13 protein-coding genes are annotated in these 14,316 nt (G+C 67.6%); 7 read left to right on the top strand and 6 right to left on the bottom strand.

Features of this window, described 5'->3' with window-relative positions:
• Positions 1-93 precede the first annotated feature (93 nt).
• The 5 genes from BLJ79_RS00490 to BLJ79_RS00470 all read left to right on the top strand — a co-directional run bounded on the left by BLJ79_RS00490 (position 94) and on the right by BLJ79_RS00470 (position 5,585).
• A complete protein-coding gene (locus BLJ79_RS00490) occupies positions 94-558 on the top strand; it encodes a MarR family winged helix-turn-helix transcriptional regulator (RefSeq protein ID WP_071213207.1) in 465 nt (154 codons plus the stop codon).
• A 178-nt stretch (positions 559-736) separates the two neighbouring features.
• Positions 737-2,227 carry a glycoside hydrolase family 1 protein gene (locus tag BLJ79_RS00485; protein ID WP_071212716.1) on the top strand — a complete coding sequence of 497 codons (1,491 nt, stop codon included), beginning with the start codon at positions 737-739 and terminating at the stop codon, positions 2,225-2,227.
• Positions 2,228-2,307: 80 nt separating this feature from the next.
• A complete protein-coding gene (locus BLJ79_RS00480; RefSeq protein WP_071212715.1) occupies positions 2,308-2,928 on the top strand; it encodes a LysE family transporter in 621 nt (206 codons plus the stop codon).
• A 115-nt stretch (positions 2,929-3,043) separates the two neighbouring features.
• Positions 3,044-3,553: a low molecular weight protein-tyrosine-phosphatase gene (locus tag BLJ79_RS00475; RefSeq protein WP_071212714.1), complete on the top strand. Its 510-nt coding sequence runs from the start codon at positions 3,044-3,046 to the stop codon at positions 3,551-3,553.
• Positions 3,543-5,585, top strand: a complete 2,043-nt coding sequence (locus tag BLJ79_RS00470; protein WP_071212713.1) for a chorismate-binding protein — start codon at positions 3,543-3,545, stop codon at positions 5,583-5,585. Before BLJ79_RS00475 ends, BLJ79_RS00470 begins: the two co-directional genes overlap by 11 nt.
• Before the next feature lie 57 nt (positions 5,586-5,642).
• On the opposite strand, the gene BLJ79_RS00465 is transcribed toward BLJ79_RS00470, so the two are convergent.
• From BLJ79_RS00465 to BLJ79_RS00450, 4 genes are all read right to left on the bottom strand, one after another.
• Positions 5,643-6,059: a DUF1801 domain-containing protein gene (locus BLJ79_RS00465; RefSeq protein WP_071212712.1), complete on the bottom strand. Its 417-nt coding sequence runs from the start codon at positions 6,057-6,059 to the stop codon at positions 5,643-5,645.
• Between the two features lie 118 nt (positions 6,060-6,177).
• Positions 6,178-6,534: a VOC family protein gene (locus tag BLJ79_RS00460; RefSeq protein WP_071213206.1), complete on the bottom strand. Its 357-nt coding sequence runs from the start codon at positions 6,532-6,534 to the stop codon at positions 6,178-6,180.
• A gap of 164 nt (positions 6,535-6,698) precedes the next feature.
• Positions 6,699-7,817: a PheS-related mystery ligase SrmL gene (gene srmL / locus BLJ79_RS00455; RefSeq protein ID WP_071212711.1), complete on the bottom strand. Its 1,119-nt coding sequence runs from the start codon at positions 7,815-7,817 to the stop codon at positions 6,699-6,701.
• Between the two features lie 461 nt (positions 7,818-8,278).
• Positions 8,279-9,562, bottom strand: coding sequence for an MFS transporter (locus BLJ79_RS00450; RefSeq protein ID WP_083410897.1), 1,284 nt, complete (start codon positions 9,560-9,562; stop codon positions 8,279-8,281).
• A gap of 449 nt (positions 9,563-10,011) precedes the next feature.
• Between BLJ79_RS00450 and BLJ79_RS00445 the strand changes: the two genes are divergently transcribed.
• The gene (locus BLJ79_RS00445; RefSeq protein ID WP_071212710.1) at positions 10,012-11,208 is read left to right on the top strand and encodes an FAD-dependent monooxygenase; all 1,197 of its coding nucleotides are present in this window, start codon (positions 10,012-10,014) and stop codon (positions 11,206-11,208) included.
• A gap of 15 nt (positions 11,209-11,223) precedes the next feature.
• Here the strand turns inward: BLJ79_RS00445 and BLJ79_RS00440 are convergent, their stop codons facing one another.
• Positions 11,224-12,120 carry an alpha/beta fold hydrolase gene (locus tag BLJ79_RS00440; RefSeq protein ID WP_071212709.1) on the bottom strand — a complete coding sequence of 299 codons (897 nt, stop codon included), beginning with the start codon at positions 12,118-12,120 and terminating at the stop codon, positions 11,224-11,226.
• 75 nt (positions 12,121-12,195) lie between these two features.
• Here BLJ79_RS00440 and BLJ79_RS00435 point away from each other — a divergent pair, with 75 nt between their 5' ends.
• Positions 12,196-12,759, top strand: a complete 564-nt coding sequence (locus BLJ79_RS00435) for a TetR/AcrR family transcriptional regulator (RefSeq protein ID WP_071212708.1) — start codon at positions 12,196-12,198, stop codon at positions 12,757-12,759.
• Between the two features lie 34 nt (positions 12,760-12,793).
• Here the strand turns inward: BLJ79_RS00435 and cls are convergent, their stop codons facing one another.
• Positions 12,794-14,284, bottom strand: coding sequence for a cardiolipin synthase (gene cls / locus BLJ79_RS00430; protein ID WP_175475354.1), 1,491 nt, complete (start codon positions 14,282-14,284; stop codon positions 12,794-12,796).
• Positions 14,285-14,316: the final 32 nt, after the last annotated feature.

Here is a 14,316-nt window from a genome sequence, read left to right as displayed (position 1 = left end):
TGCCGATGGCTTTCCATCCACATTCAGTTACGTCTCCATCAAAGAGTATTTCCATCATGGAACTATTACAAGTTGAGGCATAGAATGGTTCCCATGGATCCCGCCGCCGCCTTCGAACTCGTCCTGCTGCTTCAGCAGTTCGGCCAGGCCTCGGACCGCTACGTGGAAACCACCGTGTCCAGGCACAAGACCCACCGCACGGACATGAATGCCCTGGCCGTCATCATGCGCTTCGAACGCGCCGGGACCCCGCCCACCCCGGGCGAACTCTCGCGGACCCTGCAACTGAGTTCGCCGGCCACCAGCGCCCTGCTCGACCGGCTCGAGCGCGTCGGCCACATCGAGCGCCTGCGCATCGACAAGGACCGACGCGTCGTCCGCGTCAAGATGACACCGAAGGCGCAGGCCGACGGGCGGGCCATGTTCGCACCCCTGGCGGCAAGCATGATGGAGGTCATCTCCACCTACACCGATCAGGAGGTGAAGCTGGTATCCCGCTTCATGGCCGATGCGACGGCCGGCGTGGACAAGGCCAGGCACAACGCGGAGCACACGTAGCCGCCGACCTTGGCCCGGCCGGGTCCCGGCGAGCGCGCCGCGGACCGGGCCCTCGGCAGCTGCGCCTGTCCCGGCCTGCCCTGCCGGCGCTGGCCCGCAGCGGGTATTCGCACTAGGCTCGTGGCAACCGTCGGCCGAACGCTGGTGCGTTCATGATCGTTGAGGACCAGTCCCCGCCATGACCGAACTCCCCACCACGGGCACGCCCCGTCCCCTGGCCGCCGGATTCGATTCCACGCGCACCTTGGAATTTCCCGACGGATTCCGCTTCGGGTCGGCAACCGCCGCCTTCCAGATCGAGGGCGCAAGCCACGAGGACGGCCGGGAGGACTCCATCTGGGATGCCTTTTGCTGGCTGCCCGGCGCCGTCTTCGAGGGGCATGACGGTGCGGTTGCCACGGACCACTACCACCGGATGCCGCAGGACGTGGCGCTGATGGCCGAGCTGGGCCTGGACACCTACAGGTTCTCCACTTCCTGGGCGCGCATCAAGCCCGGGGACAGGGCGCTGAACCCCAAGGGCCTGGACTTCTACTCGCGGCTGGTTGACGAGCTGCTGGAACACGGGATCTCCCCGTGGCTGACGCTCTACCACTGGGATTTGCCGCAGGCCCTGGGCGAGCGCGGCGGCTGGGCGAACCGGGACACCGCCTACCGTTTTGCCGACTACGCCCTGGCGGTGTTCGAGCACCTGAGGGACCGGGTCACGGACTGGACCACGCTGAACGAGCCCTGGTGCGCCTCCTTCCTCTCCCATGCCGGCGGCGAGCATGCCCCGGGGCACACGGACCCGGAAGAGGCGGTGGCCGCGGCGCACCACCTGCTGCTGGGCCACGGGCTGGCCACCGAAGCGATGCGGGAGGTCGCGGGCAAGGAGCACCGTCTGGGCATCACGCTGAATTTCACCGTCGCCGATCCCGCCGACCCGGCCAACCCCGGGGACGTCGATGCCGCACGGCGCATCGACGGCTCCTTCAACAGGGTCTTCCTGGACCCGATCTTCCGCGGCCAATACCCCCCAGACGTCCTTGAAGACATGGCCGGGGCCGGCCTGGCCGGGCACATCCGGGACAACGACCTGGAAACCATTGCCGCACCCATCGACGTGTTGGGCGTGAACTACTACAACGGGGTGCTGGTTGCCGCTCCCCAGGATCAGCCGGCCTCCGAGCAGTCGCTGGTGTTCGCGTCCGAGCGCGGGCTCCCGCGCCGGAGCCCCGCGGTGGGCAGCGAACGGGTGCGGAACATCGACCGGCCCCTGCCGCGCACCGCCATGGGCTGGGAGGTCCAACCCGAGGGGCTCGAACGATTGCTGCTGCGCCTGCAGGAGCAATACACCGGGCCGGCCGGGATCCCCATGGTCGTCACGGAGAACGGCGCCGCCTACGACGATGCACCGGATGCTTCCGGCTTTGTCGACGACTCCGCCGACCGGCTGGCGTTCATCGATGCGCACCTGCGGGCCGTGCACCGGGCCATGGAACGCGGGGCCGAGGTGCGCGGGTACCTGGTGTGGTCGCTGCTGGACAATTTCGAGTGGGCCTTCGGCTACGACAAGCGCTTCGGGATCGTGCGGGTGGACTACGGCACCCAGGCCCGCATCCCGAAGGCCTCGGCCCGCTGGTATGCGCAGGTTGCCTCCTCGCACCGGGTGCCGGCCCGGGAGTAGTGTTCGCCGGCCGTCCCACCTGCCGGGATGCCGGGCCGGGCAGGTACAGGTGGGGGCCCGCGCTCCCCTAAACTTGTCCGGTGACTCTTTCCCTTTGGCTCTCGTTGCTAGGCGCTTCCACGTTGATCAGCTTCACCCCCGGCGCCGGGGCGATCAACACCATGACCAACTCGCTGAACTCCGGTTTCCGCCGCTCCATGTGGGGCATCCTGGGCCAACAGGCCGCCCTGCTCATCCATGTGATCGTTGTGGCCGCCGGCGTGGGGCTGCTGGTGTCCCGCTCCCCGCTGTTCTTCACCGCCATCCGCTATGCCGGCGCCGCCTACCTGGTGTACCTGGGTGTTCGGCTGATCCTGGCCAAGCCGCAGGGAAGCGAGGAAATCGACCTGCGCGGACGCGAATCGGCCCTCTCGATGTTCCGCCGCGGGCTCTGGGTCAACCTGCTCAACCCCAAGGCCATAGTGTTCTTCCTGGCCTTCACCCCGCAGTTCATTCGGCTCGATGCCCCGGCGGCGCCCCAGTACCTGGTCTTCATCGGCACCATCGTGGCCGTGGACATCGTGGTGATGTGGCTGTTCTTTGCCGCTTCCGCCAAGAGCTTCAGCCGCTTCACCGCCACCGAGCGCGGGCAAAAGATCCTGAACCTGACCTTTGGCACGCTGTTCATTTTCGTCGCCGCCCTGCTGGTCTTCATCCACTGACGCCCCGCACGGCACCACGGTCGGCAGGCACGGTGGAAGGGCACAATCCGGTAACCATCGGGTGGAAGCGTGTTTGGGCCTGTCACTAGGTGCGTAAGGGCCCTAGACTAAAACCATGTTTCGGATAATGACAGTGTGCACGGGCAACATCTGCCGCTCCCCCATGGCCGAGTACATGCTTCGCACGGCACTTGAGGATGCCGGGATCACGGACGTCTCGGTGGAGTCCGCCGGCACCAGCGACGGCGAGGCAGGCCACGGCATCGACCCGAGGGCCGCGGCCGTCCTGCAATCCCACGGCATCGATGCCGAGGAACACGTCGCCCGCGCCCTCGACCCCGATTCGCTGTCCGGGGTGGACCTGCTGCTGGCCATGGACCAGGACCACCACGCGGCGCTGGCGAAGTTGCTGCCCACCGAGGCCTCGGCCCCGCGACCCGAGCTGCGCATGATGCGTTCCTTCGACACCGCATTGTCCGCGACCCCGCTCGAGGAACAGGGCATCTACGATCCGTGGTTCGGCGACTCGGCGGATTTCCGCCTGTGCTGGCAAATGGTCAACGCCGCCATCCCGGGAGTGCTCGACTACGTGCGCGCCCACATCATGCCCCAACGTGGCAACTAGCCCCGTCCTGGTCCTTGGCATCGACGGCCGCTCCGGCGCCGGGAAGAGCACCCTTGCCGCGGAGCTGGCCACCGTCCTTCGCCGCCACCGCGAGGTCTCCGTCTTCCACCTCGAGGACATCTACCCCGGATGGGACGGCCTGGCCGCCGGCACCGCGGCCTACGTCGAGCAGGTCCTGACCCCCCTGGCCGCTGGCCGCGCCGCTGGCTGGGACACCTGGGACTGGAGCTCGAGCACCCCCGGAACCCGGGCGGCACTGGATCCCGCCCCGGTCATCATCATCGAGGGCGTCGGGGCCGGCTGTGCAGCCGCCCGCCCCCTGCTCGATGCCCTCCTCTGGGTCCAGGTGCCCGACGACACCCGCAAGACCCGCGCCCTGGAACGCGACGGGGAGGTCTTTGCCGCCCACTGGGACGACTGGGCCGCCCAGGAGGATTCCTACCTGGCCGCCGACGCGGTGCAGGACCAGGCCGATGTCACCGTGGAGAACCGGGCCGACGGCAGCGCCCCGGGGCACGTGTTGCGGGCACTGCTGTCGTTGCCGGCCTGCCACCGCGTGCTCACGCCCGAGCGCGCCGAATCCGCGGCGCGGGAGCCGGTCCACCTGGCGCTGGATGCTGCCCCGGATGCCGCCGCGCTCTTCGCCGCGCTGTATTCCGGGGCTGAACATGCCGTGCTGCTCGAATCAAGCAACCTCGGCTTCACGGACCCGCACCAACGCAACCGCTATTCCATCATGGCCGCAGCCACCACCGACGAGTGCGCCATCTACGAACAACGCGGCGGGGTCGGGGTCCTCACCGAGGGCACCGCCACCGCACGGCTCGCCGGCGGCTTCTTCGATTGGCTCTCCCGCGCCTGGGAAGCCGGAAGCTTCCAGCCGGACCAGAACGGCCTGCCCTTCCTTCCCGGCTGGCKGGGTTACCTGGGCTATGAGCTCAAGCGGGAAACCGGAGGCAGCGATAACCGGGCCGCGGCACGGGTTCCCGGCGGGCCGGCCGACGCGGCCCTGCTCAGGCCCTCCCAGGTCGTGGTCGTTGACCACCACACCTCCACCGTGCACCTGCTGGCCACCAGCGACCCGGCCGGATTCCAGGCCCGGGTCAGGAAGGTGTTGCCCGGATCCGTGGAGGCGCCCGCGGTTCCCGCGGCACTGGAGCCGGCCCCCGGGTTCACGGTGCGCGACGAGCGCGACGGCTACCTGGCCAAGGTCCGTGCAGCCCAGGAGCAGATCCGCCAGGGCAACAGCTACGAGGTCTGCCTGACCACCGCGTTGGGCGCCCCGGGCGTACCGTGCGACCCCTGGGGAAACTACCTGCGCCTGCGCGCGGCAAATCCCGCGCCCTTCGCCCACTACCTGCGCTTCGGGAACATGGCAGCGGCCAGCACCTCCCCCGAGCGGTTCATGTCCATCGGCGCCAACGGCTGGATGCGGGCCGAACCCATCAAGGGCACCCGGCCGCGCGGCCAAACGCCCGATGCCGACCAGCGGCTTCACCGGGACCTGGCCTCCTCCCCCAAGGACCGTGCCGAGAACATCATGATCGTGGATTTGCTGCGCAACGACCTCTCGCACTTCGCGGTGCCCGGCACCCTGTCGGTGCCGCGGCTCTGCGCCATTGAAAGCTATGCAACGGTGCACCAGATGGTCTCCACCATCGATGCGAAGCTGCGCCCGGGAGCCCCTCGCGCCGAGGCAATCGCCGCGGCGTTCCCCGCCGGCTCCATGACCGGGGCGCCAAAGGTCTCCACCATGGCGATCCTCGATTCCCTGGAGGACGGGGCTGCCCGCGGCCTGTATTCCGGGGCCGTCGGGTACTTCTCAGCCACCGGGTCCGCGGACCTGTCGGTGGTGATCCGCACCCTGGTGATGAGCCGGACACCGGAGGCCGAAGCCGGGTCGTGGGATCTGTCCCTGGGCGTGGGCGGGGCAATCACCGCGGATTCCTCCCCCGAGGAGGAATGGGACGAGGTCCGCACCAAGGCCTTCGGGGTGCTCTCGGCCCTGGGCACCACCTTCCCGGGCAACTAGCAGGCACTCGGGACCCGCGGTGTGGTGCCGCAGCGGCCCGGAGGCATCCCCCGCGGACTATGCCTGGCTGACGGCCTTCTTCAGCAACTGAACCAATTGCTTCTTGTCGTCTGCGGTCAACTTGGTCACGGCGTAGGAGCTTGGCCAGAAATTGCCGTCGTCGAGGTTCGCGTCCGGCTGGAAACCGATCGTGGCATAGCGCACCTTGAACTTGGCGGCGCTCTGGAAGAAGACCACCACCTTGCCTTCCGCATTGGTGTAAGCCGGCATGCCGTACCACGTCTTCGCACCCAGGGACGTGTGCTCCTGGACCAGCTCGTGCAGGGTCTGGGCCAGTTCCTTGTCCGTGCCGGTCATCTCCCCGATGGCGGCAAGGCAAGCCGCTTCCAGGTCGGCCGCGGCCTTTGAGGCCTTGGCTTCGGCGGCGGCAGCCCGCATCGCTGCCTTTTCCGCTTTGCTGAAGGTCGTGTTCATGGCTTGTTCCTCTCGATCGTCTGCGTTACGCCATTCACTCTAGGCGGAGTCAGCGGGCAGCGCTTCTTGAATCCTGCTGGCTTGGATGTCCCGCGTTGGATGCGGCCCGGGGAGGTGGCTAGGTGTCGCTGTGTTGGGCGATGTTGAGCACCGTCCCGTCGGGCGCCCGTACGAAAAACCGGCGGATGCCCCACGGCTCCGTCGTCAGCGGATGGACGAGTTCGTAGCCACGTCGGACGGCCCCGGAGTAGGCTCCGTCGACGTCGTCGACCTTGACGGTGAGCTTGGGGTTCTCGGATGCCGTCGCGTCCCGCGAGACCCGCTGAAGGTGTTCCCCGGATCCGGGCACCACGAAACGGGTGACCCAGTCGAGTCCCATGTCCTGCCCGTCCAGCCCCAGGTAGTCGGAATAGAAGGCATTCGCCGCCTCGATGTCTTCCACGGTGAGGTCGATCGTTATTCGGATGACGTTCATGCGCTTCTCCAATTCTCGAGGTCTTTCCATCATGCAACCCGGTCGGTCGGGCGTCCATCACTCGGGTCGCGGTCGCTCCGGCAACGCCCGTGGCCATCCGGCTTGCCGAACCTTGCCGGGGGCGCGGCCGACTTGGAGTTGCGGCCGCCCGCGCCCGCGCAGGGTCAACCGGCGATGAGTTCCATGACCGGGCCCTGGTGCAGCGCCCGGTAGATGTCGTCGCGAATCAGGTTGGCTTCCGGCGCCGTCAGTGTTCGCTCGATGGGCCGCAACACCAGGCGGATCAGGGCGTTGGCCTGTCCTGGCTCGATCCGCAGCCGGTCCCGTGCCGCGGCGGGCAGCTCCGTGAAGGGTGTCAGGTCCAGGAGCTCGACGGATTCCAAGTCGTCCATGCGCGTGCCCAGGGCTTGGCGGACTTCGTCGCCCAGGATCTCGTCGTCGAATGATTCGGGCACGACGATCGAGATGTCCCTGCGCGTGGGAGGGAGCAGGGAGACCTGTTGCCACGGTTCCAGGTCGAGCATCTGGGATGCGATGCGTTCGTTGCCGGCGCGCAGGAGGCGGATGTCTGGGATTCCCTTGCGCAGCATCAGGGCGCGGTCCAGGCCCATGCCCAGGGCCAGGCCCGACCACTGCTCCGGGTCGAGTCCCGCATCGGCGAAGAGCCCGGGCGCCATCAAGCCGCATTCGGCCAGTTCCAGCCAGTCGTTCCCCACCAGCACATCCACCTGCATCCCGTGTCTCGTGTAGGGATGCACGGCCGGAACCGTGCGCCATGGGGCACCGGGAAGGACGGCTTCAACAAGCTCGGCCACCATGGATTCCAGGTCCCTCGGCGCCAGCGTGGGGGTGGATGCGATCCGCCAGAGGTCGACCTGGTGGGGCGCACCGACGTGGGTGCGGTCAATGGCGTCCCGGCGATAGACCAGCCCCGGCATCACGACCAACTCATCCATTTGTTGCTTTGGCGGCAGGTTCCGGAGCAGGGCCGGGACGGAGGCCGAGGTGTGGCTTCGAAGCATCACCGTGGGACTCACGTAGCGCGAATACCGCCGGTCGCGGGTCACCGTCGATGCGGAGAAGCCGAGCTTGTCGTAGTTGTCGGCCACCGAGACCAGCGGGCTATTTCGCACCGTTCGGGCGGCCACGCCCCACGATCGGGTGAGGGCGTTTGCCACTTGCGCCAGCAGCTCTTGCATGGCGTGGGGGCCGTGTTCGGGATCGGAGAGGTCGCGCAATGCCAGCGCCTCGTGAAGTTCGGCCGGGGAAAGATAATTAGTCATCAGGGGTCCTTGGGTGGGAATGGATCGGTGGGCAATCCCCCGATCCGCTCCGTCACCAGGACCTAGGCGCGCGCCAAGAAGCCCTCGCGACCGGTAAACGGTCGGGGGCCGATAAATCGCTGTGGGCTACGCATGTTCCCAAGGATAGCAGGGTGCATTTATTGCGCCGATGTCGGGTGAATCGTCGTTGGAATCCGAAGTCTGCATGGGAAGTTGCCACGTTCTGACGCATTCCTTGGCTGTCCCGGTGGGACAAGACAGACGGGCCTCACCTGAACTCGCCACCGGCGATTGCCCGGATCATCCGTCTGGCCATTATGCAATCGGCGAGCACGATCCGCCGGTTGTTCCCGCTGGCTGCCGAGAACAACAGCGACGGAACCTTCCAGGCTCTGTCTAGGCGGGGAAGGCTGCCCATGCGATACCTAGGTTCCGCGGAGCTATCCCATGGATACCGATCGTCAGCGGAGGTTGGTGCCCGTGCCCACTGTGGAACCTCCGCCCGGAATCGTGGCCCGGTCCCCGTCGATGACTAGTCCAAGCCTCAGATGGCGAATGGAGGGAAGCGCGAGCGGGAGCAACGCCGCGACAACGAGAACGCCGGACATGAGGGTCATCAGGCCGAGCGTGCCGCTCTCCCGACTCAGCGCGCCGAACAGGACGTACCCGATCGGGACGGGCAGCAGCTGGCCGAAGGTGCTGATCGAGGACAGGCGGGACTGTAAGCCTTCCGGTATTTGTTCCTGGAAGAACGCGGACCAGGACACGATCGAGATATCCAGGGCAACGCCGGCCAGGACGGCGGCACCGACGATCACCCAGATCGGTGCCACAAAGCCAAGCGCAACCAGCGGCAACGCCTGGGTCGCCAGGCAGAGGGAAACGGTGACGCCCACCCGTTGTGGCCGGACCGCGACGGCGACCAGCGAGCCTCCGACCAGCCCGAAGGCGAATCCCCCGCTGATCAGTCCCCAGGCGAAGGCACCGCCCAGGGACGAGTGGGAAATGACGGGTCCGAAGAGCTGGAATCCCACAAGCCACATAAGCACCGTGATGGCGGACTGCGCCACCATGACGACGTACCAACGCCTGGCACGAAATTCCTTCCACCCGGTCCGGAAGGCCGAGATCGCCGAGGCCTTGGCCTTGATCGGCTGCGGCAGGCGGATGGCCGCGAGAAAGAACACCGATACAAGGAATGTCGAGGCATTGAACGCCAGCGCCCAACCCGGACCCACCAGGGCCACCACCAGTCCGCCAAGTGCCGGGCCCAGCACCTTGGCGACGTTCAGCGGCAGGCGCAGCACCGCGTTCGCCGCCACCCGAAGTTCCGCGGGAACCAGCTGGACGATGGATCCCTGCGAGGCCGGCTGGAAGAAGGCCGAGGCCATGCCCAGCAGAAAGACGGAAGCGGCCAGCATCCACAGTTCGGCCACACCCGCCAGGATCAGGATGGCCATGGCCACCTGCACGATCCCGGAGACGGCGTTGGCGACGACCATGACCCGGTCACGTCGGACCCTGTCGCCCAGCACGCCGCCGACGAGCAGCAGGAGGACCTGCGGGGCGATGTTGAGGGCGAGGATGAACCCCAGCCATTCGACTCCGCCGCCCGCCTCCAGGGCGGCAAACGCGACAGCGATCGGGGCCGCCGCCGATCCAAGCGAGGAAACCACCCGCCCGGTCCAAAAGCTTCGAAACTGCCGGTGGCGCAGGACGACCGCTGCTTCCTTGATGCTGTTCACGGCTCGGCAGGCTCCATTCGCGGCTTCGTGGCGTAGGTCACCGAGTATGCCAGCATCCGCGGTCGTCCGCGCGGCGACACCCAAGGCCATGCCCGGCGGAATCGGGACCCGTGAACGGGTGGGATCCGGAACGGTTCGTTCCTCGACCAGGCACCATCAAGGGCAACAGCCATGTCGAATTCGCGACGCCGGGCAACCACACCGCCAGCCGGGCGAAGCGTCCAACGCGTTTCATCCCGGGCCCCGGGAAGAAACCGGCTGGAGCTTCACCCAGGGGCTTGGCGTCAGCCCAAACCCTTGGCGTCCGAGGAACACCCCGCCCGTGGGCCGTCAATTTCCCTCCGGTGTATTCCTGGTGGAAACGATCGGGTACCGATGGCGTGGCACGGCGGTATCGTGGCCGCAGAGGGGCAGCGATTGCCCCGGCGGATCGAATGGGGTGAAGAACCATGCGGGCATTGGTCGTCGGCGCGGGAATCGGCGGGCTGGCCGCCGCCGGGGCACTGGCACAAAACGGCTGGGAGACCACGGTGCTGGAGCAGGCGCCGGCACCGCGCACGGCCGGCTACATGATCGATTTCTTCGGTCCCGGTTTTGCCGCGGCCGAGTCCCTGGGCGCCATCGCGCACCTGCAACGCCACGGGGAAATGTATGCACGGGCCCGCTACGTCGACCCGGCCGGGCGAACCCGGGCGAAGTTCGCCATGGAATCCTTCCTGAACGCCGCCCACGGGAAGTTCTTCTCCATCCTTCGCCCCGACATCGAAACGGGATTGCGCGAATGGGTCGGCGATTCGGCGGGCATCATCCAGGGCGCGAAGGTCGTGTCCGTGGACCCGGGCCGGTTCCCGGATGCCGAGGGGCCGGGGGCTCCCGCACGGGCGGTGTTGGCCGACGGGCGCGACTTCGATGCCGACCTGCTCGTCGGCGCCGACGGCATCCACTCGACGGTGCGCGGCGCCATGCCCGCCCTGCCCGCCACCGGCGTGCTGCGGCATTTGGGATTGCACGTCTTCGGGTACGTCTTTTTGGATCCCGGGCTTGCCGCAAGCCTGGGGCGCGAGGTGGTGCTGACCGATTCGCTGGTCCGCCAGGCGACGCTCTATGCCCTGTCCGACGGGCGCGTTGCGTTCTTCGGGGTCGTCGAGTGCAGCGACCCGGACCCGGGTCCGGATACCCGGGAGGAACTGTTCGCGAAGTTCCGCGGCCTGGGGAGCAATGTCGACCGGGCGCTGGACCAACGCCCCGCGGAGATCTTCGAGGATGTCGTCGCCCAGGCGGTGGTCCCGGCCTGGAGCGCCGGGCGATGCGTGCTGCTGGGTGACGCCGCCTTCGCCGTCTCGCTGCTCGCCGGGCAGGGCGCCTCGTTGGCCATTGCCGGGGCAAAGGTGCTTGTCGATGCCTTGGGCTCCGGCCATGGCATCCCCGCGGCACTGGCCGGCTATGAGGCGAGCTGGCGTCCCCTGGTGGAGCAGCAGCAGGACGCCGGACGGCGCAACGCCCGGTTCTTTGTGCCCGCCGGCCGCCGGGCGCTGTTGCTGCGCCGGTGGTCGCTGCACCTGATGAACCTGGCCCCGGTGAACGCCGTGATCGCCAGGCGCGTCTTTGGCGCCTCCGTGGTGGGCAAGGGCCATCCGGCGCCGTGAACACCTGGCGCCGGGTCAGTGGCCTTCCCGGGCGAAGAACTCCAGCGCCGCGGACACCACCTTCCCGGGCTGCTCGTCCAGGACGAAGTGCGCCGCCCCGGGGATGCGCAGCAGTTCCATCTGATCGGCGTGCGACTCGTAGCCGCCCAGCAATCTCGCCGGTACTGCGTTGTCCTGATCGCCCACGGCCAGCAGCGTGGGCGTGGTGAGTCGTTGATCCAGGTAGCCTCCGCGCAGCAGCTTGATGAAGGTCGGGAACACGCAATGGCGGTAGATCGCGCCGATCGCCGCAGCCCGCCCGGGTTCGCGCAGCTTCGCCAGGTAGTACTCCAGCAGTTCCGGGTCCCAGATGCCGGGGTCCAGCACGTAGTTCCTGAACATCAGCCGGGCCATCGGCTGCCTGCCGCGGCCCATGAGCAAGGTGGCCATGCCAGGGGTCGCGAGCAGCGGCTCGAACCAGGCGTCCTTGAACACGGGCAGGAACCTGAGGTTGAAGCGCAGGAAGGGATGCGGGATCGCCAGCGACACCAGCGAGCGCACCCGCTCGGGGTGCCGCAGGCACAGCATGAACGCGTAGAGGGCGCCGAGGTCGTGGGCGATGATCCGGGTTTGCTTGATGTCCAGTGCGTCAAGCAGGCCCAGCAGGTCCGCCAGCTGGGAATCGAGCGAATACCCGCCGGCCGGAGCCGAGCTTTGCCCGCAGCCTCGCAGGTCCACGGCGATCACCCGGTGGTTCTGGGCGAGCGCCGGGATCATGCCGGTGAAGACGGTGGCGTCCTGCGGAACCCCGTGCAGTAGGAGCAACGGCGTTCCCGTTCCGGTCTCGGCAACGTGCAGGCGCACGCCCGGCAGGTCAATGAATCTGTGTCCGATCCCGGAAGCGGCCGGTGCGGACCCCGAGTTGATGTCCATGGCACGAAAATACTATGAGCTCGGCATCCCGTCACTATGGTTGTAGTACAAGGTTTGGGGACCTACTCTGGTCCCATGCCACCAACCAAGGCCCGCGCGCTCCAAGCCGCCCTCGAACTGCTGGGCACCGGTGGAATCCGGGCCCTGACCCACGCCCGCGTCGATGCCCGGGCCGGGCTGCCGCAGGGTTCGACCTCCAACCACTTCCGCACGCGCTCGGCCCTTCTGGTCGGCGCCGTGGAGGAGCTCGAGGCCCGCGAGGCCGCCGAGGTGGCAGGGGCCCTGCCGCCGGACAGCGCCACGGGCCTGTTGGAGGTCCTCTGCGCGCAATTCCGCGCCTCCACCACCGGGGGCCGGGAACTGACCGCGGCGCGCTTCGCCCTGTTCGTCGAGGGCATCGGGCACGCGGAGGTCCGCGATGCGGTCTCCCGGGGACGGGCCGGGTTCGAGGCCCTGGTCGTTCCGCTGCTGGGCCGACTCGGGGCCGCGCAGCCGGAGGTCGCCGCCACGGCCTTGATGTCCGCCTATGAGGGGATGCTGCTCTACCACCTGGCACGCGGACACGGGCCGGACCCGAAGCCGGTGCTCGAGCTGGTCCTGCGCGCGGCGCTGCCCTCCCCCTCGGCACCACCGCGCTAAAAACCCGGCGGTTCGCCGTCCCGGCTGCCGCCGCCTATTGCAAGGTGGCCGAGAGCCTGGCGACGTTGTCGATCCAGCGGCTCACCGGGGTGCGCTTGGACCATTGCTCCAGGGTCAGCTCGGTGGAGTTGGCCCGGTAGACGTCCTGCACCTTCATCAACTCGTTGACCAGGTCGGAGCCCAGCAGCATCAGGGTGATCTCGAGGTTCAGCGAGAAGGATCGCATGTCCATGTTGGATGAGCCCATGACCACCACCTCGTCGTCCACGGCCATGCACTTTGAATGCAGCACCGTGGGTGCCTTGTACCGGTAGATCCGCACCCCGGCGCGCAGCAGCGCCTCGTAGTAGGACTGCTGGGCGTGCTGCACCAGGGCCTGGTCGCCCTTCTCGCAGACGAACAGTTCCACCGCCACACCGCGCTGGGCGGCGGTGGTGATCGCATAGAGCAGCGAATCGTCCGGGACGAAGTAGGGGCTGGTGATCGAAAGCCGCTCGGTGGCCGAATAGATCAGCGTGTTGAAYAGCCGCAGGTTGTTCTCCGCCTCGAAGCCCGGCCCGCTGGGAACCAGCTGGCCGATGTCCTCCCCCGCGTCGGGCGCCTTGCGCATGGCATCCTCGACCGTGGCCAGGTCGTGGAGCAGGTCCTCGTCGGATTCCTGCGACCAGTCGGTGGCAAATACCACGTCCAGGCTGGTCACCAGCGGACCGCGGACCTTGGCCATCAGCTCGACCCATTCGCGGCCGATCTTGTGCGCGGAGGACCGCTTGTATCCGGGCTCGATGAGGTTCTGCGAACCGGTGAAGGCGACTTGCCCGTCCACCACCACGATCTTGCGGTGGTTGCGCAAATCCGGGCGCCGCCACCGCCGCTGAAAGGGTGCCAGCGGAAGCATCCGCCGCCAGTTGATCCCGGCCGCGCTCATCCGCCGCACCAACCCGAAGTAGCCCTTCACGCGCATTGAGCCCAGATGGTCAAAGAGCACCCGTACCTTGACCCCGCGATCGACCGCGCGCTCCAGGGCCTCGAGGATCGGGCCGACGTACTCATCGTCCTCGCCGATGATGTAGAACTGCACATGCACGTAGCGTCGGGCCTTGTCGATCTCCAGACGCATCTCATCCAGGGATTCCTTGTATCCGGTGATGAATTCCACCGCGTTCCCGGCCTGCAGCGGCAGCGCACCCAGGGTCCGGTTCAGCTCGACCGCCGAGAGCACCCAGTCCGGGGCCTCTGGCGAGCGGTTTCCGCCGATCATGTGCTGTGTGGCTTCAAGGATCGATTCGTTGACGTTTCTCTGCCGCTGGATCCGGCGCCTCGAGAGCTTGGTGTTGGCAAAGAGCAGGTAGAGCAGCAGGCCCACCACGGGGATGAAGAAGATCGCCAGCAGCCAGGCCATGGCGGTGGTGGGGCGGCGGTTGCCGGGCACGATGCCCACCATGGTGATGCGGATGGTCAGTTCGATCCCCACGGCCACGGACCACAAGGCGGCACCAATCGTCAGCGCGTCGTTGCCCTCGTTCATGGATCCCTCCTTGCCAGAGTGTGGTTCCCGGC

It is taken from the genome of Arthrobacter sp. UCD-GKA, assembly GCF_001863355.1.
Lineage (GTDB): Bacteria > Actinomycetota > Actinomycetes > Actinomycetales > Micrococcaceae > Paeniglutamicibacter.
This window is presented reverse-complemented; position numbering and strand designations above follow the sequence as displayed.

Excerpts from the sequence above, each read along its gene's own strand:
- BLJ79_RS00490 (WP_071213207.1), top strand. The coding sequence starts at position 94 with ATGGATCCCGCCGCCGCCTTCGAACTCGTCCTGCTGCTTCAGCAGTTC.
- BLJ79_RS00485 (WP_071212716.1), top strand. The coding sequence starts at position 737 with ATGACCGAACTCCCCACCACGGGCACGCCCCGTCCCCTGGCCGCCGGA.
- BLJ79_RS00475 (WP_071212714.1), top strand. The coding sequence starts at position 3,044 with ATGTTTCGGATAATGACAGTGTGCACGGGCAACATCTGCCGCTCCCCC.
- BLJ79_RS00465 (WP_071212712.1), bottom strand. The coding sequence starts at position 6,059 with ATGAACACGACCTTCAGCAAAGCGGAAAAGGCAGCGATGCGGGCTGCC.
- BLJ79_RS00460 (WP_071213206.1), bottom strand. The coding sequence starts at position 6,534 with ATGAACGTCATCCGAATAACGATCGACCTCACCGTGGAAGACATCGAG.
- srmL (WP_071212711.1), bottom strand. The coding sequence starts at position 7,817 with ATGACTAATTATCTTTCCCCGGCCGAACTTCACGAGGCGCTGGCATTG.
- BLJ79_RS00445 (WP_071212710.1), top strand. The coding sequence starts at position 10,012 with ATGCGGGCATTGGTCGTCGGCGCGGGAATCGGCGGGCTGGCCGCCGCC.
- BLJ79_RS00440 (WP_071212709.1), bottom strand. The coding sequence starts at position 12,120 with ATGGACATCAACTCGGGGTCCGCACCGGCCGCTTCCGGGATCGGACAC.
- BLJ79_RS00435 (WP_071212708.1), top strand. The coding sequence starts at position 12,196 with ATGCCACCAACCAAGGCCCGCGCGCTCCAAGCCGCCCTCGAACTGCTG.